This window comes from Pseudomonas sp., from assembly GCF_030150285.1.
In the GTDB taxonomy this organism is placed as follows: Bacteria; Pseudomonadota; Gammaproteobacteria; order Pseudomonadales; family Pseudomonadaceae; genus Aquipseudomonas.
This window is the reverse complement of sequence record NZ_JASLGE010000079.1, coordinates 119,502-142,697: the sequence shown is the minus strand read 5'-3', so window position 1 is coordinate 142,697 and position 23,196 is coordinate 119,502. Positions and strand designations below refer to the sequence as shown.

Below are 23,196 nucleotides of genomic sequence, written 5' to 3'. Positions count from 1 at the left end.
AGCGGCACAACGGCGTTAAATGACCGCGACTGAAGATTAATTGCACTTTTTTCGTCTCAAGACTTCAGATATTTATGAGTGATGGCATTCGCGCACGGAGCGCCGCGACACATGTTCCTTATTCAACGCCTGCGCGCTGCGCAATTTTCGAGCCGTCACTCGAACGCCAGGAGGTTCTATTGATGACCCCGCTAGACACTGAAGCTTTTGAAACACTATTGGCCAACTGCGCCGACGAACCCATTCGTTTTCCGGGGGCGATCCAGCCCCATGGCCTGCTGCTGACGCTCTCGGAGCCCGAGCTGCGGATCCAGCAAATCAGCGCCAACGTTCACACCGTATTCGGCCTCGACCCGGCGGCACTGTTGGGTGAGCCACTGTCGATGCTGACCGGGCCCCAGGCCGCCACTGCGGTAAAAAGTGCGAGCGCCTTCGCCGAGCAGGTCGACGCTCCGCCGCTGGACCTGGCGTTGCAAGGCCTTCACTACGAAGGCTTGCTGCACCGTGACAAGGGTTTGCTGATCCTGGAGCTTGAACTCAAGCCCGACGACGCCCAGCTCAAAAGTACGATGGCCAAAGTGCGTAACCTGAGCCGCGTGTTGCAACGCTTGCAGGCGGCGAAAACACTGCCCGCGCTCTACGAGATCTGTGTGAGCGAGATCCAGACACTGACGGGATACGATCGCGTGCTGATCTATCGTTTCCAGGAGGAGGGCCACGGGCAAGTGATTGCAGAAGCTTCCGCGCCCTCAATGGAACTGTTCAACGGCATGTTCTTCCCGGCCTCTGACATCCCTGAGCAAGCGCGCGAGCTTTACCGCACTCATTGGCTACGCATCATCCCCAATGCGGACTACACGCCTGTAGAGCTGATTCCCCGACTGCGCCCGGACACACACCAGCCGCTGGACCTCAGCGGTGCCACCTTGCGCAGCGTTTCACCCATTCATTGCCAGTACATGAAGAACATGGGCGTGCTGTCGTCCATGAGCATTTCGCTGATGGACGGCGAGCGCCTGTGGGGCTTGATCAGTTGCGGGCATCGCCAGCCCTTGCACGTGTCCCATGAATTGCGCATGGCCTGCCAGACCATTGGCCAAGTGCTGTCGCTGCAGATCAGCGCCCTGCAGACCCTGGAAATCAGCCGCCAGCGCGAATCCAAAATGGAAACACTGGCGCACTTGAATGCTGCCATGGTGCACGCAGACAACGTTTTTGACGGCCTGGCCGAAGTACCTCAAACGCTGATGTCACTGACCGAGGCCAGCGGCGTGGCCATCATCGAGGACAAGGTGCTGCACCGCTATGGTCAATGCCCACCACCTGACGAAATCCGGGCTTTGTATCAGTGGTTCAGAGACGCGGGCACACCGGTGTTTTCCAGCCACAGCTTATCCACGCTTTACCCGCCGGCGGCGCACTACAAAGACATTGCCAGTGGCCTGCTGGCGATGACATTGCCCAAACCGGTGGACAATGCCGTGCTGTGGTTTCGCACGGAGGTCAAAGAAAGCATTCCGTGGAGCGGCGACCCCCGCAAACCCCTCAACCTGGAGCCGAGCAGCGCCGGCCTGCGCTTAAGCCCGCGCACGTCGTTCGAACTGTGGAAAGTCGAGATGGATGGCATTTCCAATAAGTGGAGCCTGGGCGATTTGTTTGCCGCCAACGACCTGCGCCGTTCAGCGCTGGAAAATGACCTGGCCCGGCAGGTGTATCGCGAGCAGCAAGCGGTACGCGCCCGCGATGAGTTGGTCGCGGTGGTGTCCCATGACTTGCGCAACCCCATGACCGTGATCTCGATGCTCTGCGGCATGATGCAAAAAGCCTTCAGCAATGATGGCCCACACACCTCACGGCGCATCACTTCCGCCATCGACACCATGCAGCAAGCCAGCAGCCGCATGAGCGTGCTGCTGGACGACTTGCTCGACACCTCCAAAATTGAAGCTGGGCGCTACACCATCAGCCCGCAACCGCTGGACGTCAGCCAGATATTTGAAGAGGCCTTTTCATTGCTGGCACCGCTGGCCATGGACAAGTCGGTTGAACTGACCTTCAACGCGGAACCCGACCTGAAAATCAACGCCGACCCTGAGCGCCTGTTTCAGGTGTTGTCTAACCTGATCGGCAATGCCATCAAGTTCACCCCCTCCGACGGCAAAATTGGCGTGGCCGCCATGTCGAACGGAGATGACATCGTTTTCAGTGTGCGCGACTCCGGAAAAGGCATTCCGGCTGAACAACTGCCTCACATCTTCGACCGCTACTGGACGGCAAAAGACGGTAATGCTTCAGGCACTGGCTTGGGGCTGTATATATCCCAAGGCATTATCAAAGCCCACGGCGGACAGTTACTGGCGGAGAGCGTTGCCGGGGAAGGCAGCGAATTTCGCTTCACCGTACCCAGAATGATCTGACGATCACACCGTCACCGTCAAAAAAAAACGCCATCCCGAAGGATGGCGTTTTTACAGGTCACTCAACCACACACCGTCCTGGTCTAGTTGAGTACCGTTGCCCCCTGTTTCTCAGCACGCCGGCGACGGGCCACCAGCATGCCCGCCGCTACCACCAGAACACTCAGCAACCCGGTGGCCATAATTTCGACCCGGTGCGACTCCTGAAACAACATGATCGTCAGAATCGCCACGATAAACACAATGACCGCCCAGGTCAGGCCCGGAAACAGCCACATTTTGAATGAGATGGCCTCACCCGCTGCCATGCGCTTTTTACGCATGCGCAGTTGCGACACCGCGATCACCAGGTACACCAGCAAGGCAATGGCACCGGAACTGGCCAGCAGGAACTCAAACACCGAAGCGGGGGCCACGTAGTTGGCGAACACCGCCACGAAGGCTGCGCCCGTGGACATCATCACGGCCCAGTAAGGCGTACCGCTGGCATTGGTGCGTTTGGCAGCCGCCGGCGCATCACCGCGCTTGCTCAGAGAGAACAACATCCGCGAAGCGGTGTACAGCGCCGAGTTCAGGCAACTGGTCACCGCAATCAGGACCACGATATCAACGATCAGTTTGGCATTCGGGATGCCCATGCTGACGAGCGCGGTCTGATAAGAGCCAACGCTGGCCAGGCCCGGGTCATTCCAGGGCACCAGCGCCACCACGATGAAAATCGATACCAGGTAGAACAGGCCAATCCGCCAGATCACGGAGTTGGTGGCCTTGGTGATTTGTTGGCTGGGGTTCTTCGATTCGGCTGCGGCGATGGTGACGATTTCAGTGCCCATAAACGAGAACATGGTCGTCAACATGGCTGCCAGCACCGCCCCCATACCGTTTGGCATAAAGCCGACAGTGTCGACCAGGTGCGACACGCCGCTCACGCCGCTGGTCGGCAGCAGGCCGAAAATCGCCAGTGCGCCCAGCACAATGAAACCCACAATCGCCAGGACTTTGACCAGCGCAAACCAGAACTCGAACTCACCGTAGTTCTTCACGCTGAACAGGTTAGTCACGGTCAGCAACAGGGTGATGACCAGGGTGAACACCCAAATGGCGGTGTCCGGGAACCACGCATGCAGAATGGTGCCGGCGGCGACAGCTTCCAGTGGAATAACCAGCACCCAGAACCACCAGTACAACCAACCGATGGTGAAACCGGCCCAATGCCCGATAGCACGGTCGGCATAGGTGGAAAACGAACCGGTGTCCGGTGACGCAACGGCCATTTCGGCCAACATGCGCATGACCAGCACCACCAATGTGCCGGCGGCTGCATAGGCCAGAAGCACCGCAGGCCCCGCCTGCGCAATCGCGTGGCCGGAGCCGACAAACAGGCCGGCACCGATCACACCGGCAATCGACAGCATGGTCACATGCCTTGGTTTTAGCCCTTGTTCAAGGCCGTGAGTGGATTGCGTATTGCTCATTGCGACTACCTTTCATTGAAGCCATTCAGAGCACCCGCGTTGACTTTCGTAAAAAGTAACCAACGGGGCGTTTAGAATTATTTACGCAACAAATAAGCCACATTGGTACAAAGTGCCGTTTTCTGCGGCCTCCAGCATACGCCATGCTCATTTTTCGAGGGCTTTGGCACGCGGCTTTCGAAGGTATCGTTACCAAACCACACAGCGCCCGCGGTAAAAACGCACCAAAACTACTCACGCTCGGTGACCCAGCCCAAAAGGGGTGCGCCCGTTTGGTCTTTTAGTCGCTTCGTGCTTCCAACACAGGGCCAAAGCTGGCAACATCGCGCCCTTTTTTACGCGACACCTGTCAGGCTAAACGGCGAAATCCGAAGCCGGTTGTAGTCCTCGCGACAGTCTACTGTCTTGATGCGACACCCGGCCGCGCTCACGCCTTTTGTACCCACAGGGCGGCTGGTTGCCATCACCACCCTATGCTAGCTTGGCGATCGCCAGGAAGGCTGCCCAATAGCAGGATCGCACTCGAACACAATGAGGACCGCACATGGCTTTGGCCACGCCCGCGCTTGAAATCCGCAACTTGCATAAACGCTACGGCGAGCTTGAGGTACTTAAAGGTATCTCGCTGACCGCACGCGACGGTGACGTGATCTCGATCCTGGGTTCCTCCGGCTCCGGCAAATCCACGCTGCTGCGTTGCATCAACCTGCTGGAAAACCCCCACGAGGGCCAGATCCTGGTTGCTGGCGAAGAGCTCAAGCTCAAGAAAGCCAAAAATGGTGAACTGATCGCCGCCAACGGCAAGCAAATCAACCGTATGCGCAGTGAATTGGGTTTTGTGTTTCAAAACTTTAACCTGTGGCCGCACATGACCATCCTCGACAATGTGATCGAGGCCCCACGCCGCGTGCTGGGCCAAAGCAAGGCTGAAGCCACAGAGGTTGCCGAAGCGCTGCTGGCCAAGGTCGGTATTGCGCAAAAGCGCCATGCCTACCCCTCTGAACTGTCCGGTGGCCAGCAACAACGCGCCGCGATTGCGCGCACGCTGGCCATGCAACCCAAGGTCATTCTGTTCGATGAACCCACATCGGCACTTGACCCGGAAATGGTCCAGGAAGTACTTAGTGTGATCCGCGCGCTCGCCGAGGAAGGTCGGACTATGCTGCTGGTCACCCACGAAATGGGCTTTGCCCGTCAGGTGTCCACAGAGGTGGTGTTTTTGCACCAGGGCCTGATCGAAGAGCAAGGATCGCCTGAGCAGGTTTTCGAAAACCCGGTTTCAGCGCGCTGTAAACAATTCATGTCCAGCAACCGCTAACGGAGCAATACGAATGCAAAACTATAAAAAGTTTCTCCTGGCCGCTGCCGCCACGCTGGTGTTCAGTGCCAACGCACTGGCCGCCGACAAATATAAAGTAGGCATCGAGGGGGCTTACCCTCCGTTCAACAACAAGAACGCCAGCGGTGAAGTTGTCGGGTTCGACGCGGATATTGCGATGGCTCTGTGCGCCAAAATGAAAGCGGAGTGCGAGATCGTTACATCCGATTGGGACGGCATCATCCCGGCACTTAACGCCAAAAAATACGACTTCATCGTGTCATCGCTGTCGATCACTGATGAGCGTAAACAAGCCGTCGATTTCACCGACCCGTACTACTCCAACAAGCAGCAGTTCATCGCGCCTAAAAAGGTTGATTTCAAAACCGATGTGGCATCGCTCAAAGGCAAAACCCTGGGCACCCAACGCTCGACTCAAGCCGCCACATGGCTGGAAGATAACGTAGGGGGCAACATCTCGTTGTACGACACCCAGGAAAACGCCTACCTCGACCTGACCTCAGGCCGTGTAGATGCCTTGCTGGCTGACAAGTACGCCAACTACGACTGGCTCAAGAGCCCAGCGGGTCAGGCCTATGAGTTCAAAGGCGAGCCGGTCAACGAAGACGACAAGGTCGGCATTGCCTTGCGTAAAGGCGAAGAAGGCCTGCGCACCAAGCTGAACCTCGCCCTCAAGGAAATCAAGGAAGACGGCACTTACAAGAAGATCAACGACAAGTACTTCCCATTCAGCATTGAATGATCTGCCTGACCGGCGCGCCGCAAGGCTGCGCCGGTCCCAAGCCAAGCCTGCCTAATTTATGACTATCGACTTATACGGATTCGGCCCGGCGCTTGCCGCTGGGGCGCTGATGACCGTCAAACTGGCACTCACTGCGCTGTGTCTGGGCCTGGTGCTCGGGTTGCTCGGTGCCTTGGCCAAAACCTCGCCCTACAAGCCGCTGAAATGGCTGGGGGGCACTTATTCGACGCTGGTGCGCGGCGTTCCTGAACTGCTGTGGGTGTTGCTGATTTACTTTGGCAGCGTCAATGCGGTGCGTGCATTCGGCGAATTTTTTGGCATACCCGACCTCTCCCTCAGCGCATTTTCCGCCGGCGTCATCGCCCTGGGCCTGTGCTTTGGTGCGTATGCAACGGAAGTGTTTCGCGGGGCCATTCTGGCCATCCCCAAAGGGCACCGCGAGGCGGGCATGGCCCTGGGCTTGTCCAGACCGCGTATTTTTACCCGGCTGGTGCTGCCGCAAATGTGGCGTATCGCCCTGCCCGGCCTGGGCAACTTGTTCATGATCCTGATGAAAGACACCGCACTGGTGTCGGTCATCGGCCTGGAAGAAATCATGCGTCAGGCGCAAAACGCCGTGACCTTCGCCAAACACCCGTTCACCTTCTACATGGTGGCCGCCGTGATGTACCTGGGCCTGACCGTCCTGGCGATGGGCACGATGCATGTGCTTGAAAAACGCGCCGCGCGCGGCTTCGTGAGGAGAACGTAATGCAGGTGTGGGAACTCTTCCTCAAATGGCTGCCCAAGCTGATTCAGGGTGCAACCCTGACCCTTGAGCTGACCGCGCTCTCTGTGATCGCTGGCCTGATCGTCGCCATCCCGCTGGGCATCGCCCGCTCCTCCAGGCTCTGGTACGTGCGTTCACTGCCTTACGCCTACATCTTTTTCTTTCGTGGCACACCGCTGCTGATTCAACTGTTTCTGGTGTATTACGGCCTGGGCCAGTTTGAAGTGGTGCGCGAGAGCGTGTTGTGGCCCTACCTGCGCAGCCCGTTCTGGTGTGCGGTACTCACCATGACCCTGCACACCGCCGCCTACATCGCAGAAATCCTGCGCGGCGCGATCCAGGCCATCCCGCCGGGCGAGATCGAAGCGGCCCGGGCCTTGGGCATGTCGCGCTTCAAAACCCTGGTGCACATCATGCTGCCCCGCGCGGCGCGTATCGGCCTGCCGGCGTACAGCAACGAAGTGATCCTGATGCTCAAGGCCAGCTCGCTGGCGAGTACCGTGACCCTGCTGGAACTGACCGGCATGACCCGTACCATCATCGCCCGCAACTACCAAACAGTGGATATGTTCCTGATCGCCGGGGCGATTTACCTGATCATGTCGTTCGTGCTGATTCAGGGTTTCAAGCTGCTGGAGCGCTGGTTGCGCGTCGATGCCTGCCAAGGGCGCTGAGGCGCACGTGCTTGAGGGTGAGTCATTGCTCACCCGCTTCCAGGCACTGGATGCGTTTCTAACCGAACACCAGCACCTGTGGCGCCCACGGCCCTTCACCTTGCTGAATGTGCCGTGGGAAGCGCAGCACCCGGCACTGGCGCACTGGTTGCGCCAGCGTTCGTTGCACGACGCCGATGCCAGCCACAACCACCCCGAACACCTGCCCGCCCCTGCATCGTTCCCTGAGTGGGCGCGAACCGCCCGAACCTTGAGTACCGTTGGCCGATTGCCCGGCCAGCCGCCGGCACCTGCCGTGCGGGGTTTGCAGGTGGACGTGCCGGGGCGCAAATGGGAACAGATCGAAGCCTTCGCCAGCCGCCTGGTGTTCGATAAAACCCCCACGCACTGGCTGGACTGGTGTGCAGGCAAAGGCCATTTGGGCCGCCGCTTGATCAGCGACGAGCAGCACCTCACTTGCCTGGAATACGACCGAGCCTTGATAGAGGCCGGCCAGGCGCTCAGCCAGCGCCATCACTTGCAGGCCCGGCATGTGCAACAAGACGTGCTTGCGCCTGACGCCGCATTGCAGCTTAAGGCCAACATGACCCCCGTGGCCTTGCATGCCTGTGGCGACCTGCACGTGCGCTTGCTGCAACTGGCCAGCGCCGCCGGCTGTGGACAACTTGCCCTGTCGCCCTGCTGCTACAACCGCATCGGTGCCACGCACTACTCGCCGTTATCCACAGCGGCAACAACGTCCGCCTTGGCGCTGTCGCAAGAAGACCTGAGCCTGCCGATGAGCGAAACCGTGACGGCGGGCAGCCGCGTGCGACGTCAGCGCGACGAGTCCATGGCGCGGCGCTTGGGCTTTGACCTGTGGCAGCGCCAACGGCGCCAGTGCGATGAATACTTATCCACACCCTCGCTGCCCAGTACGTGGTTGAACATACCGTTTGCGCAGTATTGCGAGGACTTGGCGGCCTTGAAGGACTTATCCACAACCGGCACAGAAAACTGGCCCGCGCTGGAAGCCGCGGGCCGGGAGCGACTGGCACAGGTGCGCAATCTGGAGTTGGTGCGCGGGCTGTTTCGCCGCCCGCTGGAACTGTGGCTGGTGCTGGATCGGGCGCTGTACCTGCGCGAACACGGCTATAACGTGCGCGTGAGCGAGTTCTGCGACAGCCAACTCACACCGCGCAACCTGATGATATTGGCACAGCGCGGTGAATAACCCCTAAACACGTACCGAGCTTGCTCGCGACCTTGTTTTCAAGATCAAAAGAGCGAGAGCACGCTCGCGCCTACGCAGGGCTTACGACCCGCGGTACGTCGAGAACCCGTAGGGGCTCAGCAACAACGGGATGTGGTAATGCTGGTCGGCGTTTTTCACTTCGAAGATCACCGGAATTTCCGGAAAGAATGTCTCGCGCCCTGCTTGCTTGAAGTATTCGCCCGTCTTGAACACCACGCGGTATTCACCCGTCTCAAACGCTTGCTTGGCCGGGAACAATTCGCCAATGCGGCCTTGCTCATTGGTCACGCCCTGCGCCAGCGGCTGCCAGTCCTTGCCTACGTGTTTTTCCAGGGTCACGCTGACCCCCGGTGACGGCAAGCCGTTTTCAAGGTTGAGCACATGCACGCTCAACGGGTTGCCCGCTGCCAGCGCCAGGCTGGACACGGCGCTCAGGCTCAAAGCGGCCAAGGTGATTCGCAACGTTTTCATGGTTCGTCCTCTATAGCGTTAAACACTCATTCAGGGTTGAATTTTCAGGCCCACCTGCTCGGCCGCTTTCACGGCGCAAGCTTCGTCCTGCTCCGCACCACCCGCCCCGGCCACACCCAGCGCGCCGACCAACTCACCGTCAGCAAACAGCGGTACCCCCCCGCCCAACAGCAACAGCTCGGGGATTGAGTTGAGGTTGGCAGCCTCCGGGTTGGTGCGGGCACGTTCGGCAAACAGGCGCGTCGGGGTTTTGGTAGACAGCGCGGTGTAGGCCTTGCGCTGGCTGGCCAGCAGGTTATGGGGCCCAACACGTTCGGGGCGCAGGCCCACCAGTGCATTACCACCACGGTCCAGCACGCTCAGCGCGCCGGTGCAATGCGCCAAGGTGGCGTCGGCCAATTGCCGGGCCGTGGCCAGGTCCAGATCCATATGACGCGCCAATGCCGGTGCCGCCTGGGCCGCTGCGCTCGCCCCGACCGCGGCGCACAACAACACGATTTTCAGCATCATCAGCAAGCTCCTGTTCAAGGGCTGTCACCTTACCCAGCGGCCCTCGTCAAAACCCCGTCAGTTGCATTACACGTTTGTAATGCATCACACCCGCCAAACACAGCTAGCCTGTGCAGACGATTGATCGAGGTGTGCAATGCGTTTGTTGATAGTGGAAGACGAAGCCAAGACGGCTCATTTCCTGGCCAAAGGCCTTGGCGAGTCAGGTTTTGCGGTGGATGTGGCGTTGAACGGGCTGGACGGACGGCACTTTATTGAGCAGCAGGCCTACGACCTGATCATCCTCGATGTGATGCTGCCGGGGCTCAATGGCTGGCAATTGCTGCAACTGATTCGCCAGCGCGGGGCCACGCCGGTGCTGTTTTTAACCGCCAAAGACGCCATCGAAGACCGCGTGCGCGGCCTTGAGCTGGGTGCAGACGACTACCTGCTCAAGCCCTTCGCCTTCGCGGAACTGCTGGCACGCGTGCGCACGCTGCTGCGCCGTGGCCCGATGCGCGAAGCCGAGGCGTTCACCATCGCTGACCTGGACATCGACGTGTTGCGCCGCCGTGTCAGCCGGGGCGGGCAACGTATCAGCCTGACCAACAAGGAATTCGCGCTGTTGCACCTGCTGGCCAGCCGCCAAGGGGAAGTGTTGTCACGCACCTTGATCGCGTCCCAAGTCTGGAACCTGAACTTTGACAGCGACACCAACATGGTCGAGGTCGCCGTGCGGCGCTTGCGGGCCAAGGTCGATGACCCGTTTATGCCCAAGCTGATTCACACCGTGCGCGGTGTCGGTTACCAGTTGGAAGCACCCGATGAGTAAATCCATTGCCTGGCGCCTGGCACTGGCTTTTGCCCTGACCTGTGCGCTGGTGCTGGGTGTGATCGGGGTGTTTCTGTACCGCTCGCTCGCCTCGGAGCTGGCGTTTCGTGACGATCAGGCGTTGCTTGGCCGGCTTGAGCAAGTGCGGGCCTTATTGCACGACAGCGACAGCCTGGAGGCCTTGCAACAACGCCCGCGCCTGTACCAGAACATGCTGGGTAACCTGGACAGCGTGTTGCAGGTTGCTCGCGACGATGGCAGCCCGCTGATCACCATCAACCCCCACCAACAAGCACTGGCTCCGGTGCGGCCCATCCCCCGGGACCGAGCTCCACAGCGAGCCGACATCCACACGTTCGACGACACCTTACTGCTGGCCGGCATGGCCCAGGGCCCAGCGGGGGAAACTTTGAACGTCACCGTGGGCAAGCGTCTTGATGAACGCGAACAAATGCTTGTCAGCTACCGCCTTCGTTTGTACGGCGCGGTGGGGCTGGGCGCGATACTGGCATTCGGCCTGGGGTTGTTGCTGTTGCGCCGGGGCCTCAAACCCTTGCATCAACTGGCCCAGGCCATGGGCGGGATTGACCCGCGCAACCTACACCGGCGCATGCCGACACACGCCATGCCCACCGAACTCAAGGCCCCCGCGCTGGCCCTCAACGCCATGCTCGCGCGGCTGGAAGACAGCTTCTCGCGGCTGTCGCAGTTTTCCGCCGACCTGGCCCATGAAATCCGCACCCCGCTGCACAACTTGCTGGGCAGCAACAGCCTGGCGCTGAACCAGCCGCGCAGTGCCGCCGAGTATCAAGAGGTGCTGGCCTCCAACCTCGAAGAATACGAGCGGCTGAACCGCATGGCCGAGAACTTGATGTTCCTGGCCCGGGCCGAGCACGGTCAACGCCCGCTGCACCTGCAACCGTTGGACCTCAAGGCCGTGGGGGATGAGCTGTGTGATTACTTCGAAGCGCTGGCCGATGACCGCCAACTGAACGTGTGCAACACCCTCAGCGGCGTGCTTGATGCCGATCAGCAGTTGTTGCAACGGGCCTTGGGCAACCTGCTGGCCAATGCCGTGCGCCATGCGCAGGCAGGGTCTACCGTGCGTTTACAGCGCCGCGACGAGGGCAACGTCTGCTGGATCGGGGTGCACAACCTGGGCCAGCCGATTGACCCGCAACACCTGGACAAACTGTTCGATCGTTTTTACCGCGTCGACCCGGCCCGCGCACAGCCGGGGGATTCGGGCGGGCTGGGGCTGGCCATCGTGCGCTCGATCATGCACCTGCATGGCGGTGAAGTGCGGGTACACAGCGATAACCGAGCAACCCTGTTTGAGCTGGGGTTTCCTCGGCACAGCGCCCTTTAGTTGTTTACGTAGCAGTTGCCGAGCCTTGCGAGGCGACGTCCGGCGACGCAGCCGTCGTGAAATCAGACAGCGCGGTACTCCTGTCAAATCCGGGATTCAGGTTTTACGATCGCTACGCAATCGGACGTCGCCTCGTTCCTTCGGCAACTGCTACGAAAAGCGAGTGCTGTAGTCGCACCCCGGACGGCTACAAGGATTCGAGGTATTGGATGCGCGCCAGCAGCGCCTGGCGTTCGGCGCGCTCTTGGGTGATGTCGTCAATCACGCTGATCAAGTGCTCGGGGCTGTCGTCCTGGGAGTTGCGTTGCAACGAGGTGCGCACATGGGCCCAGATGTAATGCCCGTCTTTGCACAGCAGGCGTTTTTCCAGGTCGTAGTTGCGGATCTTGCCGTCCAGCAAGTGCTGTAGCTGTTCAAGGTTGGCTTGCAGGTCATCAACGTGGGTGATGTCTTGAAAGGTCAACGCGCGCAGTTCCTGCTCGCTGTAACCCAACAACTGGCAGAGGCTGTCGTTGACCCGCAACCAACTGCCGTCCAGGCCCACGTAGGCGATGGCACCACACGCCAGCTCGAACAACGCACGAAACGCTTCCTCGCTTTTGCGCAACGCCTGTTCGGCGGTTTTGCGGGCGGTGTTGTCCATGCTGATGCCGATCATTTTCACCGCACGCCCGGCGTTGTCGTTCAACGGCATGGCCCGCGATGAAATCCAGCGCATCTCGCCGTCGGGGCGAATAATCCGAAAGTCATATTCGTACGGCGTGTTATTGGCGAAGCACTCGCGGTACATCTCGTTCATCACCGCTTCGTCTTCGGGCAGCACGTGGGGCCAGAAGTCTTCGTTGCTATTGACCTGCCAGCCGTACACCCGCTCAACGTTGGCCGAGTAAAACACCTCGTCGGTGATCAGGTTCCATTCCCAGGTCACGATCCCGGCATTCTCTTGCGCCAGGGTCATGCGCGCTTCACTTTCCATGATGTCAGCGATGTATTTGCGCCGCACATCCGTCATCGGCAACTCGACCGGCTCGGCACTTTGAAGGTCACTGACCGCCTGTTCGCCATAGCGCAGCCACACCCAGTTGACCTTCAACAGGTCAGCCAGTTTTCGCAGGTTGCCGTAATCAATTTCGCCACCCCGGGTCCATTTGTGCACCGCCGTACGGGAGATACCCAGAGCCGTTCCGACCGCTTGCAAGGTCATTTTATGGTGTTCGAGCAGCTCCTTCAGGCGAAAGGCAAAGCTATCTTCAGTCATGGCAAATCCGTGATCACGCGAGGCGCAGGGCGGTCACAAGTATACACACACGCCTGCAGCCCTCAGGCCCAATCACGGCACAGCACTCAAACCAGGGTTACAGATCGAGCACCAAACGCTCACCCCGCGCCCGCGATACGCAAATCATCAAGGTCTGTTGCGCGGCTTTTTCGTCATCGCTCAAATATTGATCGTTGTGCTCGGCTTCCCCTTCCAGGATGCGGGTTTCGCAGGTGCCGCACACGCCTTCACGGCATAGGCATTCCACGTCCACATTGGCCTTTTCGATGGCCTTGAGGATGCTCATGCCGGCTTCGACACGCAGCTCTTGACCCGACTTGGCCAGCACCAGCGTAAAGGCCCCCCCGGTGATCGGCGCGGCGGCAAACTGCTCCCAATGCACGCGTTCATCCGCCAGGCCGAGCTGTTTAGCGGTGGCAATCACGGCGTCGATCAGCGGCTTGGGGCCGCACACATACACGTGCGCATCGTCGTCCAGCGTGCCCAACAACTCGGCCAGTTTCAGCGACTGGCCGAGGCTGTCGGCGTACAGGTGAGTGCGCTCGGCATGGGGCCCGGCGCGCAGTTGCGCCTGAAAGGCACCGTGTTCAGGGCTGCGGAAGGCGTAGTGCAACTGGTAGTCGGCACCCGCGTCACGCAGTTCAGGCAGTTGCGACAGAAACGGGGTGATGCCAATGCCGCCCGCAATCAGCACATGCCGGCCGGCTTTCGGGTCGATGGCAAACAAATTGTTCGGGGTCGAAATCATCAGCTCAGTGCCGACCTCGACCTGATGATGCATAAATGCCGAACCGCCTTTGGACTGTTCTTCAAGGCGCACGCCGATCTGGTAGCTGGCGGTCTGGCGCGGGTCGCTCATCAACGAATAGGCGTTGCTGTGCTGACGGCCATCGGCGTCTTTCATCTGCACGATGATGTGGCTACCGCCGGTGAAGTCCGGCAGCGGGTTGCCGTCCTGACGCACCAGCGTGAAACGCTTGATCAGCGGCGTCACCTGCTCAACCTCGATCACACGGGCGGCAAGCATTTGGTAGGTGTGGGCCATCGAAAAACCTCTACTGCGGTAAAGGGCGGCACCGGCGTGCCGCCTGATTTAAAACCCGGTGCCGGCGGCTCAGACCGCCAGGCACAGGTATTTCAGTTGCAAGTAATCGTCGATCCCGTACTTGGACCCTTCACGCCCCAAACCGGATTGCTTGACCCCGCCAAACGGCGCGACCTCGTTGGAAATCAACCCGGTGTTGATGCCGACCATGCCGTATTCCAATTGCTCAGCGATGTGCCACACATGGCCAATGTCGCGGCTGTAGAAGTACGCTGCCAGGCCGTACAACGTGTCGTTGGCCAGGGCCAGCACTTCGGCGTCGGAGTGGAAGCGCACCAGCGGCGCAACCGGGCCGAAGATTTCTTCGTCCAGCAGCAACATGCCTTTCTTGATGTCACCCAGCACGGTCGGTTCGAAGAACTGTTCACCCAGCGCATGCACCTGGCCGCCCAGCAGCAGCGTCGCGCCTTTGCTCAGCGCGTCGTCAATCAGCGCACGCACTTTATCCACTGCCTTCACAGTGATTAGCGGGCCAATCTGGGTGTCTGGCGCGTTGCCATGGCCGACCTTCAGCTCAGCCACTTTGGCACCAAACTGGCGGGCAAACTGGTCATAGACCGCGTCATGCACGTAGAAGCGGTTAACGCACACGCAGGTCTGCCCGGCGTTGCGGTACTTGGCGGCGATGGCACCTTCGACGGCAGCATCTACGTCCGCATCGGCGAACACGATAAACGGCGCGTTGCCGCCCAGTTCCAGCGACACTTTCTTGATGGTGTCAGCACACTGGCTCATCAACAAACGGCCAATTGGCGTCGAGCCGGTAAAGCTGAATTTGCGTACCAGCGGGTGGCCGGTGAGTTGCGCGCCAATGGCCGGGGCGTCGCCGGTGACGATGTTCAACACGCCCGCCGGTAGGCCGGCACGCTCAGCCAGCGCGGCCAACGCCAGGGCTGAAAACGGCGTTTCATTGGCCGGTTTGACCACGATGGTGCATCCGGCGGCCAGCGCGGGTGCGACCTTGCGGGTGATCATCGCCGCCGGGAAGTTCCACGGCGTAATCGCCGCGCACACGCCGATGCCCTGTTTGACCACCAGCAAGCGTTTGTCGGTGGAGGGCGAGGGAATCACGTCGCCATAAATGCGTTTGCCCTCTTCGGCAAACCACTCGATAAACGACGCCGCATAGCGAATTTCGCCCACTGCTTCGTGCAGCGGCTTGCCCTGTTCCAGGGTCATGATCCGGGCCAGGTCATCTTCGTGTTGCAGCATCAGCTCAAACCAACGACGCAGGATCTGCGCCCGGTCTTTGGCCGTACGCGCGCGCCACTCAGGCAAGGCAGCATCGGCGGCTTCAATGGCACGGATGGCTTCAGCGCCCTCCATCAAGGGCACATTGCCCAGCAGGTGGCCTTGGGCCGGGTTGGTCACATCGACAGTCTGCCCGCTATCGGCATCTGTCCATACGCCCGCAATAAAAGCCTGCTGGCGAAACAATTGGGGGTCTTTGAGCTGCACGCAGGACACTCCTCTTTATGGGTCGGGCCGCCACCGTCGGGCGGTGGCGGCCGCGCGATCAGTCGTCCAGGTGGGCCACAGCGATCAGGTTGTGGAAATGCGCGATGCCGTGCTCGCTCATGCCGCTGCGCTGACGGTCAGCCATGATCCGGCCCTGACCGCGATAACCGCGCGATTGCAGGCCGCGCTGCACGCTTTCAACCAAACGCAGGTCCTCTGGGCGGAACACGTCGCGGTACCACTCGATCAGCGATTGCTGCTCGGGGGTGATCTCTTTGTTGAGGAAGTAAATGTCGTAGTGCTGCAGGGTCACGCCCGCGCTCACCGGGAACTCGTAGATCACGGTCATGAAGTTGCCACCGGGTGGCGCGTTGAACATGGTGCACGGCCAGGCCCAGAAGCCGCTGAAGGACGGGTCTTTGATCGACTCGTCGAACTTGAAGGACTTCTCCGACGATTTGGCGTGACCAAACTGCAACGACCAGTTGCCGTGCAGGGTGTGCCAGTACTCGTCCACGCTCACCGAATCGGCAAAGCCGGGGTGGGCCGGTGCGCAGTGGTAGCACTCAAGGTAGTTGTCGACGATGGACTTCCAGTTGGCCGGCGTCTCGCTGACAAACCGCGCGGCCAGGTGCAAGTCGTCCACCACCGGGCAGGCTTCGCGCAGGCGCGCTTCAAGGCCCGGCAGTTGCTCCTCGACGGTGCCCGCGTCGTTGTTCATATTGATGTAGATAAAGCCGGCGTACTCTTCAACACGCAGCGAGACCAGGGTGGAATTTTCCTTGTCGAAGCTCTCTACGTTGTCGCAATTGCGCGCGTGAGCCAGCTCGCCATCGAGCTTGAAGGTCCAGGCGTGGTACGGGCAGGTGATCACGTTTTTGGCCTTGCCGCTGCCGCTCAACAGTTGGTGGCCACGGTGCGGGCACACGTTGTAGAACGCACGCAGCACGCTGTCACGCCCACGCACCACAATGATGCTTTCGCCTATCACTTCGCGGGTGATGTAATCGTTGTTGTTGGCCACTTCGCTGCGGTGACCGACACATACCCAGGTGTTGGCGAAAATCTTCTCTTTTTCGATCTCAAACACATTCTGCTGGGTGTAGTACGACGCTGGAATGGTGTGAGCCACATCAGGGTTGGCGCAAAAGTCGGCAGGCAATTTCACGATAGTGTTCATTGTTGTCTCTCTCAGGCAATTCAGAGGGTCGTGCGATACGCCCTGTTTCAGGCTGTTTTTATGTAACCAGTGACTAACTACAAACCACTGGTTAACACGTCAGGCAAAAAAAACCGCTCAGGGCCCGGTACCCATGGGTGGGCACCTGAGCGTGGCTCACGTGCATGGGTTAGCTCAGGGCTGCGGGCACCGCTTTGGCTTTGGGCGTAACGCCCGGTGCTTGCGCTGCAGCCTCAAACGGAGCGACGAAATCCAGGTTCTCCCCCCGGGCCACCGACTCTTCCTCGATCAGGTAGGCCGGCATTGAGCCGTAGTCCTTGAACATCCAGGTGAGGAAGCCGTAGATCTTGGTCAGCAGAATCACCAGGAACGGAATGGCGGTCAGCACCACAGCGGTTTTCATGGTCGACAGCGACACCTTGGCAAACAGCATCGCCAGCGGCACCAGCGTCAGCGCGATACACCAGAACAGGCGGTGCGTCGGCGACGGGTCCTGGCCTTCCTGCATATTGCGGGTGCTGGTGGCCGCCACGGCGTAGGCCGCTGCGTCCATGTGCGAGGCACAGAACACCGCCATGATGAACAGGTACACACCCAAGAAGATCTGACCGAACGGCAAGGCGTTCAGAAGCATCTCGACCGCCGTTTCACCCCCCTGCTCCGTCAGGATGCGCGGCACGTCGATAGCACCGGTGATGAACTGATGCATGCTGTAGCTTTCCAGCGTGCCGAAGAAGAACCAGCAGCCAAAACTGCCGCCCATCAGCATGGCCGCCACCACTTCCTTCATTTTGCGACCCTTGGACACACGGGTCACAAACATGGCCACACCCGGCGCGTAGGACACCCACCACAACCAGTAGAAAACCGTCCAGTTGCGGGTGAAGGCACCGTCGCCTTGCGGGTCGGTAAACAGGCTCATGTGCACGTAGTTTTGCATCATCAAACCAAGGGAATTGGCAGTGTTATTGATGATGAACTGCGTCGGCCCGACAACCAGCACCACGGCCGCGAACACCAGCGCACCGATACACACCATCTTCGACAGACGCTGCATACCACTGGCAATACCGATGTAGGAACTGAGCGAGAACACCACCGCTACCACGCCAATCACCGCCAGTTGCGTGGTGAAGGTATCTGGCATGCCGGTAAGTGCCGACAGGCCACGGGTCAGGGTAGACGCGGTGAGCACCAGCGATACGGTCAAGGCACCGAACATGGTCAGCAGGAACACCAGGTCGACGAGCCGGCCTACAGGGCCTTGGGCTTTGAAACCGGTGACGGCCTCAATGATCGAAGACAGGCTCAGGCCGCTCTTCTTGCGCACATGGAAGTGATAAGCCATCGCCAACGACGACAAGGCATACAGCGACCAGGCACTGATACCCCAATGGAAAAACGAGTAACTGACGCTGTAATCCAGCGCTTCACGCGAACCTGCGGCGATATTCAGACCGGGCGTCTGGTAGTAATACGCCCACTCCATCACCCCCCAGTAGAGGGTCGACGACCCCATTCCCGCGCAGATAAACATGAATACCCAGGTCACGGTCGGGTATTCGGCCTTGCCGTTACCCAAGCGAATGTTGCCGTACTTACTGAACGCGATGTACAGCACCACCAGGGCGCAACAGAACACAAACACTTGCACTGCAGTGCCAAACGTCCGGGAAGACAGCTCAAACAGCATATTGGCCGTGATCTCGGCTTGTTGCGGGTAAACGGCAAGGCCTACAACGGTAATCAGTACAGCAATCAGGCTAGTCGATATCAAAAAGACATCTTTTTTATTGTTATTGGACATTTAAGTCTCCAGAGAGAGAGGTTTTCTCTTACTGCAGGGTTCCACGTCAGCACGTAAGGCTGTTAAGGACTCCTTTCACACCGCAAACCCATCTTGTTAACCTTTAGTTAACACATATCTTGCGGTTAACAATATGCCCTGTGCCTGATTATTTTGCAACTGACGCCGTCGGAATTTTCTTCGCGTGCAGGATTCCTTCGCCCACGCAAAAAAGCCCGCGAAGCGCCCGTTTTACGGGAGCTTCGCAGGCTGTCAAGCGCGTGGCTTGGGGCTTGCTCAGGGGTGTTTAGCGGCTCACGCCAGCGCGGCGGCGATCGCTTGACCGACCTCTTGAGTCGACGCTTTGCCACCCAAGTCCGGTGTTTTCGGACCGGTGGCAATCACTGCTTCAATGGCGCGCAAAATGCCATCATGTGCGGCCTGGTAACGCTCATCGCCTTTGCCCAGGAATTCCAGCATCAACGCGCCCGACCAGATCATGGCGACGGGGTTAGCGATGTTTTGCCCGTAAATATCCGGGGCCGAACCGTGAACCGGTTCAAACAGTGAGGGGAAATTACGCTCCGGGTTGAGGTTGGCCGACGGCGCAATCCCAATAGTGCCCGCACACGCTGGGCCCAGGTCGGACAGAATGTCACCAAACAGGTTGGACGCGACCACCACGTCGAAACGGTTGGGTTGCAGCACGAAGCGCGCGCACAAGATGTCGATGTGCTGCTTGTCCCAGGTGACCTGTGGATAATTGGCCGCCATGGCCTCGGTGCGCTCATCCCAGTACGGCATGCTGATGGAAATGCCGTTGGACTTGGTGGCCGACGTCACGTGCCGACGTGGGCGCTCTTTGGCCACTTCGAAGGCGTACTTCAGAATCCGGTCAACACCGCGTCGGGTAAATACCGACTCTTGCAGAACAAATTCGTTTTCGGTGCCTTCAAACATGCGCCCGCCCACCGAAGAATATTCGCCTTCCGTGTTTTCGCGGATCACCACAAAATCGATATCGCCCGGCTTACGACCGGCCAGCGGGCACGGCACACCCGGGAACAGGCGCACAGGGCGAATGTTTACGTACTGATCGAAATCGCGGCGGAATTTCAGCAACGAACCCCACAGGGAAATGTGGTCCGGCACCTTGTCCGGCCAGCCCACCGCACCGAAATAGATCGCGTCAAAGCCCTTGAGCGTCTCAAACCAGTCGTCCGGCATCATCTGCCCGTGGCGTTCGTAATAGTCGCAACTGGCCCACTCAATGATTTCGATCGACAGGTCGAGGTTCCACTTTTTGGCGGCCGCTTCAACAACCCGAAGGCCTTCAGGCAGTACTTCGTTACCAATACCGTCACCGGCGATGGCGGCAATCTTGAATGTCTTGCTCATGGGGGGCGAACTCTTGAGTGAGAAGAAGTGAGCCCATGGTATAAACCCGTCATAAAAAGATAATCATGCGAACTGGTAATGGATAAGACACGATTCGTGAATAATCTACCGAACCTGGAAGACCTGCGCGTGTTCGTGGTGGTTGCACGGCGCTCAAGCTTCGCCGCCGCGTCCAGCGAGTTAGGCGTGTCGCCGGCCTATGTCAGCAAGCGCATCCAACTGCTGGAGCAGAACATGGGCGTTCGCCTGCTGCACCGCACCACACGTCGCGTGGCCGTCACCGACGACGGCGAACGGGTGTACCGCTGGGCGCTGCATATTTTCGATGCCGTTGAGCAAATGAACGAAGACGTCTCGGCGCTGCACCAAGAGCCCCGTGGCCAATTGCACATTGTCAGCAGTTTCGGCCTGGGCCGACGCCGAGTTGGCCCGGCGCTGTCAGAGTTGTCGCAGCGCTACCCGGCGTTGGACATTCGCTTTGACATGTTTGACCGCTTGGTCGACCTGATCGAAGAAGGTTTCGACCTGGACATTCGCATTGGCGACCACATCGCCCCCAACCTGATTGCCAAACTGCTGGCTCCCAACGCCCGCGTCTTGTGCGCCAGCCCCGACTACCTGGCGCGCCACGGCGAACCGCGCACCCTGGCCGAACTGTCCGGCCACGAATGCCTGGCCATCAAAGAACGCGACCACCCCTTCGGCCTGTGGCGCCTGCAAGGCCCGGCGGGCGAAGAAAGCGTCAAAGTCACCGGAGCCCTGTCGGCCAACCACGGCGAAGTCGTCCACCAATGGGCGCTGGACGGGCGCGGCATCCTCCTGCGCTCCCAATGGGACGTACGCGCCAGCCTCGAAAACGGCACACTCGTCCACATCCTCCCGGACTACCGCCAACAGGCCAACATCTGGGCCGTCTACGCGGCGCCACTGGCCAACTCCGCCAAAGTACGCGTCACCGTCGAATTTCTGCGCCAATACTTCAGCGAGCACCACAGCCTCACACCCTGAGCCCTGAAAAAAACATGAAAATAGTCTGATATCAGGGGTTTACAAGCCCAAACATCCGGGTATACTCGTCGCCCATAACGCCGGTATAGCTCAGTTGGTAGAGCAACTGACTTGTAATCAGTAGGTCCCGAGTTCGACTCTTGGTGCCGGCACCACACAAGGTTTCACAGACAGCTAGTAAAGTCTTTGAAACCCCCGAAAAACCCGCCTTCTGGCGGGTTTTTTCGTTTTGGGGTTCTGTCGGGTTACGTCAGAAACTGGTGAATTCCGGTCGATTTAGGGGGAGAGTTTGGGATACAGGTCACGTCGATAAAAGGGAGTACCCTTATGTCGCGCACCACCGCTCCGCTCTCCGACGCAGCTTGCCGCTTGGCAAAACCTACAGACCGCGCCTACAAGCTTTTCGACGGCGATGGCCTCTACCTCCTAGTCCAACCCAATGGCCACAAAGGCTGGCGGCTCCGTTACGTCAAACCTGACGGACGGGAAGGGCTGACCTCGTTTGGCAACTACCCCGTGGTCGGCCTCGCCGATGCGCGCCGCAAGCGCTTGGAAGTTAAGCGAATGCTGGCGGATGGCGTTGATCCTATAGAGACCAAGCACCAAGCCAAGGCGGAAGCCGTAATCAAAGGCAGAACCTTTGAAAGCGTTGCGCTCGACTGGCATACGGAAATGTCGGCCAAGTGGGCACCAGGCCATTCCAAGACAGTGATGAGCCGCCTCAAAACCCACGTATTCCCGCTGATCGGCGCAAGCGCCATTGTTGATCTCGACACCCATGACCTTATGCAGCCCTTGGAAGCGATCAAGAAGCGCGGAACGATCGACGTTGCGTTAAGGGTACAAAACTACCTGCAGAGCATCATGCGCGAGGCAAAGCGCCTCCGGCTTATCACCATAAACCCTGCTTACGACCTCGAAGGCTCGATCAAAGCCCCGCGGGTGGTACATCGCCCCGCTCTACCCTTATCGCGACTGCCGGAACTGCAGGAGCGGATCGACACCTATAAAGGCCGGGCACTTACCCGTCTGACGGTGATGCTGTCGCTGCATGTGTTTGTACGATCCAGCGAGCTGCGTTTCGCACGCTGGAGCGAGTTCGACCTCAAGCGCGGCACCTGGGAGATACCGGACACTCGACCCGCGTTGGAGGGAGTACCCTTTTCCACAAGGGGTACGAAGATGGCAGGGGATATCCATTTAGTACCCTTATCGCCGCAAGCAGTGGCGCTACTCGAAAAAATCCATGCACTCACAGGCAAATTCGCATTGGTCTTCGCAGGGGATGCCAAACCCTGGAAGCCCATGTCCGAAAATACCGTGAACAACGCGCTTCGGACGATGGGATACGACACCAAAACCGATATCTGCGGGCATGGGTTTCGTTCGATGGCCTGTAGCGCACTGATCGAGTCAGGATTGTGGTCGGAGACAGCCATTGAACGGCAGATGAGCCACAAGGAGCGCAACAACGTCCGCGCCGCTTACATCCACAAGGCCGAGTTCATCGAGGAGCGCAGGCTGATCATGAACTGGTGGAGCCGGTACCTGGAGGCCAACCGGCAGGAGCATGTCACTCCACACGAATTCGCGAACCAGACCGGACCGAACGTCACTCGCTTAAAAGCAAAACGTGGCGCAACTGAGTAAGCGCTCGGTCTTTATATCTCAGTGATCCGCTTGTCCACGCGGGTCCATCCAAACAGGGCTGCAAAGCCGCCCTGCGTGGATGGACCTCACTTAAAAAATCTAAAGCCCACACAACTGTCTGTGGAAAACCACTGATTTCCACCGGTGGATAATTTCATCCACAGCCGCAGAACTCCCGAAAATTGGAGTCTTGACCCGAATTATCCACAGGCGTAGAAAAGATCGGGCAAAGCGCTGTCGCCGACAGCAACCCAGGTAGCCAGAACCTTTGAGGCTACGCCACACCGTGGTGGTTCTCCCAAAGTGCGATTAGCGTCCGGCGGCTCGCACGGTCACAGCGATGTGATGGATGCCTACTTTTACCAGTGTGCCCACTGCGGCAACTCATCCTCTTTCATAGCTGCCCTGCAGCAACCTATCCGCTTGGCCATTCCCGTGCGCCAACCTGCGCCCGTCTCTTTCTCCCGGAAAGAGACGGGCGCTCCTACCGCTGCTGCAGCCCAACTCGTACAAGGCTTTGC

19 protein-coding genes and 1 tRNA gene are annotated in these 23,196 nt (G+C 59.3%); 11 read left to right on the top strand and 9 right to left on the bottom strand.

Features of this window, described 5'->3' with window-relative positions:
* Positions 1-182 precede the first annotated feature (182 nt).
* On the top strand, positions 183-2,417 hold the full coding sequence (locus Q1W15_RS18960; protein ID WP_300730930.1) for an ATP-binding protein: 2,235 nt from the start codon (positions 183-185) through the stop codon (positions 2,415-2,417).
* 83 nt (positions 2,418-2,500) lie between these two features.
* Here the strand turns inward: Q1W15_RS18960 and gabP are convergent, their stop codons facing one another.
* A complete protein-coding gene (gene gabP, locus Q1W15_RS18955; RefSeq protein WP_300730928.1) occupies positions 2,501-3,892 on the bottom strand; it encodes a GABA permease in 1,392 nt (463 codons plus the stop codon).
* A gap of 544 nt (positions 3,893-4,436) precedes the next feature.
* On the opposite strand from gabP, the gene Q1W15_RS18950 reads away from it, so the two are divergent.
* From Q1W15_RS18950 to Q1W15_RS18930, 5 genes are read left to right on the top strand one after another with little or no spacing between them, the layout of a single operon-like run.
* The gene (locus Q1W15_RS18950; protein WP_300730927.1) at positions 4,437-5,210 is read left to right on the top strand and encodes an ABC transporter ATP-binding protein; all 774 of its coding nucleotides are present in this window, start codon (positions 4,437-4,439) and stop codon (positions 5,208-5,210) included.
* A 13-nt stretch (positions 5,211-5,223) separates the two neighbouring features.
* Positions 5,224-5,973 (top strand): ABC transporter substrate-binding protein, encoded by a 750-nt coding sequence (locus tag Q1W15_RS18945; protein WP_300730925.1) that lies wholly within the window; start codon positions 5,224-5,226, stop codon positions 5,971-5,973.
* A 58-nt stretch (positions 5,974-6,031) separates the two neighbouring features.
* Complete coding sequence (locus Q1W15_RS18940; protein ID WP_300730923.1) at positions 6,032-6,724, top strand: ABC transporter permease; 693 nt, start codon at positions 6,032-6,034, stop codon at positions 6,722-6,724.
* Entirely contained in the window at positions 6,724-7,416 is a 693-nt protein-coding gene (locus tag Q1W15_RS18935) for an ABC transporter permease (RefSeq protein WP_300730922.1), read from the top strand. The genes Q1W15_RS18940 and Q1W15_RS18935 overlap by 1 nt, the downstream gene beginning before the upstream one ends.
* The gene (locus tag Q1W15_RS18930; protein WP_300730920.1) at positions 7,397-8,629 is read left to right on the top strand and encodes a methyltransferase; all 1,233 of its coding nucleotides are present in this window, start codon (positions 7,397-7,399) and stop codon (positions 8,627-8,629) included. The genes Q1W15_RS18935 and Q1W15_RS18930 overlap by 20 nt, the downstream gene beginning before the upstream one ends.
* Positions 8,630-8,710: 81 nt before the next feature.
* Here Q1W15_RS18930 and uraH read toward each other — a convergent pair whose 3' ends face one another.
* Positions 8,711-9,121, bottom strand: coding sequence for a hydroxyisourate hydrolase (uraH, locus tag Q1W15_RS18925; protein WP_300730917.1), 411 nt, complete (start codon positions 9,119-9,121; stop codon positions 8,711-8,713).
* A 30-nt stretch (positions 9,122-9,151) separates the two neighbouring features.
* Complete coding sequence (locus Q1W15_RS18920) at positions 9,152-9,631, bottom strand: heme-binding protein (protein ID WP_300730915.1); 480 nt, start codon at positions 9,629-9,631, stop codon at positions 9,152-9,154.
* 136 nt (positions 9,632-9,767) lie between these two features.
* On the opposite strand from Q1W15_RS18920, the gene Q1W15_RS18915 reads away from it, so the two are divergent.
* Together Q1W15_RS18915 and Q1W15_RS18910 are read left to right on the top strand one after the other, a co-directional pair.
* On the top strand, positions 9,768-10,442 hold the full coding sequence (locus Q1W15_RS18915) for a heavy metal response regulator transcription factor (protein WP_300730913.1): 675 nt from the start codon (positions 9,768-9,770) through the stop codon (positions 10,440-10,442).
* Positions 10,435-11,811 (top strand): heavy metal sensor histidine kinase, encoded by a 1,377-nt coding sequence (locus Q1W15_RS18910; protein ID WP_300730912.1) that lies wholly within the window; start codon positions 10,435-10,437, stop codon positions 11,809-11,811. The genes Q1W15_RS18915 and Q1W15_RS18910 overlap by 8 nt, the downstream gene beginning before the upstream one ends.
* 187 nt (positions 11,812-11,998) lie before the next feature.
* Here Q1W15_RS18910 and Q1W15_RS18905 read toward each other — a convergent pair whose 3' ends face one another.
* From Q1W15_RS18905 to Q1W15_RS18880, 6 genes are all read right to left on the bottom strand, one after another.
* Complete coding sequence (locus tag Q1W15_RS18905; protein WP_300730911.1) at positions 11,999-13,069, bottom strand: PAS domain S-box protein; 1,071 nt, start codon at positions 13,067-13,069, stop codon at positions 11,999-12,001.
* A gap of 97 nt (positions 13,070-13,166) precedes the next feature.
* Entirely contained in the window at positions 13,167-14,135 is a 969-nt protein-coding gene (locus tag Q1W15_RS18900; RefSeq protein ID WP_300730910.1) for a PDR/VanB family oxidoreductase, read from the bottom strand.
* Positions 14,136-14,204: 69 nt separating this feature from the next.
* A complete protein-coding gene (locus tag Q1W15_RS18895; protein ID WP_300730909.1) occupies positions 14,205-15,653 on the bottom strand; it encodes an NAD-dependent succinate-semialdehyde dehydrogenase in 1,449 nt (482 codons plus the stop codon).
* A 58-nt stretch (positions 15,654-15,711) separates the two neighbouring features.
* Positions 15,712-16,833 carry an aromatic ring-hydroxylating dioxygenase subunit alpha gene (locus tag Q1W15_RS18890; protein WP_300730908.1) on the bottom strand — a complete coding sequence of 374 codons (1,122 nt, stop codon included), beginning with the start codon at positions 16,831-16,833 and terminating at the stop codon, positions 15,712-15,714.
* A gap of 169 nt (positions 16,834-17,002) precedes the next feature.
* Complete coding sequence (locus Q1W15_RS18885; RefSeq protein ID WP_300730907.1) at positions 17,003-18,640, bottom strand: BCCT family transporter; 1,638 nt, start codon at positions 18,638-18,640, stop codon at positions 17,003-17,005.
* Positions 18,641-18,934: 294 nt separating this feature from the next.
* Positions 18,935-20,017, bottom strand: coding sequence for a tartrate dehydrogenase (locus Q1W15_RS18880; protein ID WP_300730906.1), 1,083 nt, complete (start codon positions 20,015-20,017; stop codon positions 18,935-18,937).
* A 78-nt stretch (positions 20,018-20,095) separates the two neighbouring features.
* Here Q1W15_RS18880 and Q1W15_RS18875 point away from each other — a divergent pair, with 78 nt between their 5' ends.
* The 3 genes from Q1W15_RS18875 (at position 20,096) to Q1W15_RS18865 (ending at position 22,675) form a co-directional block, all read left to right on the top strand.
* Complete coding sequence (locus Q1W15_RS18875; protein WP_300730905.1) at positions 20,096-21,025, top strand: LysR substrate-binding domain-containing protein; 930 nt, start codon at positions 20,096-20,098, stop codon at positions 21,023-21,025.
* Between the two features lie 79 nt (positions 21,026-21,104).
* Positions 21,105-21,180 (top strand) — tRNA-Thr (locus Q1W15_RS18870).
* Positions 21,181-21,352: 172 nt separating this feature from the next.
* Positions 21,353-22,675 carry an integrase arm-type DNA-binding domain-containing protein gene (locus tag Q1W15_RS18865; protein WP_300730904.1) on the top strand — a complete coding sequence of 441 codons (1,323 nt, stop codon included), beginning with the start codon at positions 21,353-21,355 and terminating at the stop codon, positions 22,673-22,675.
* The last annotated feature ends 521 nt before the right edge of the window (positions 22,676-23,196 follow it).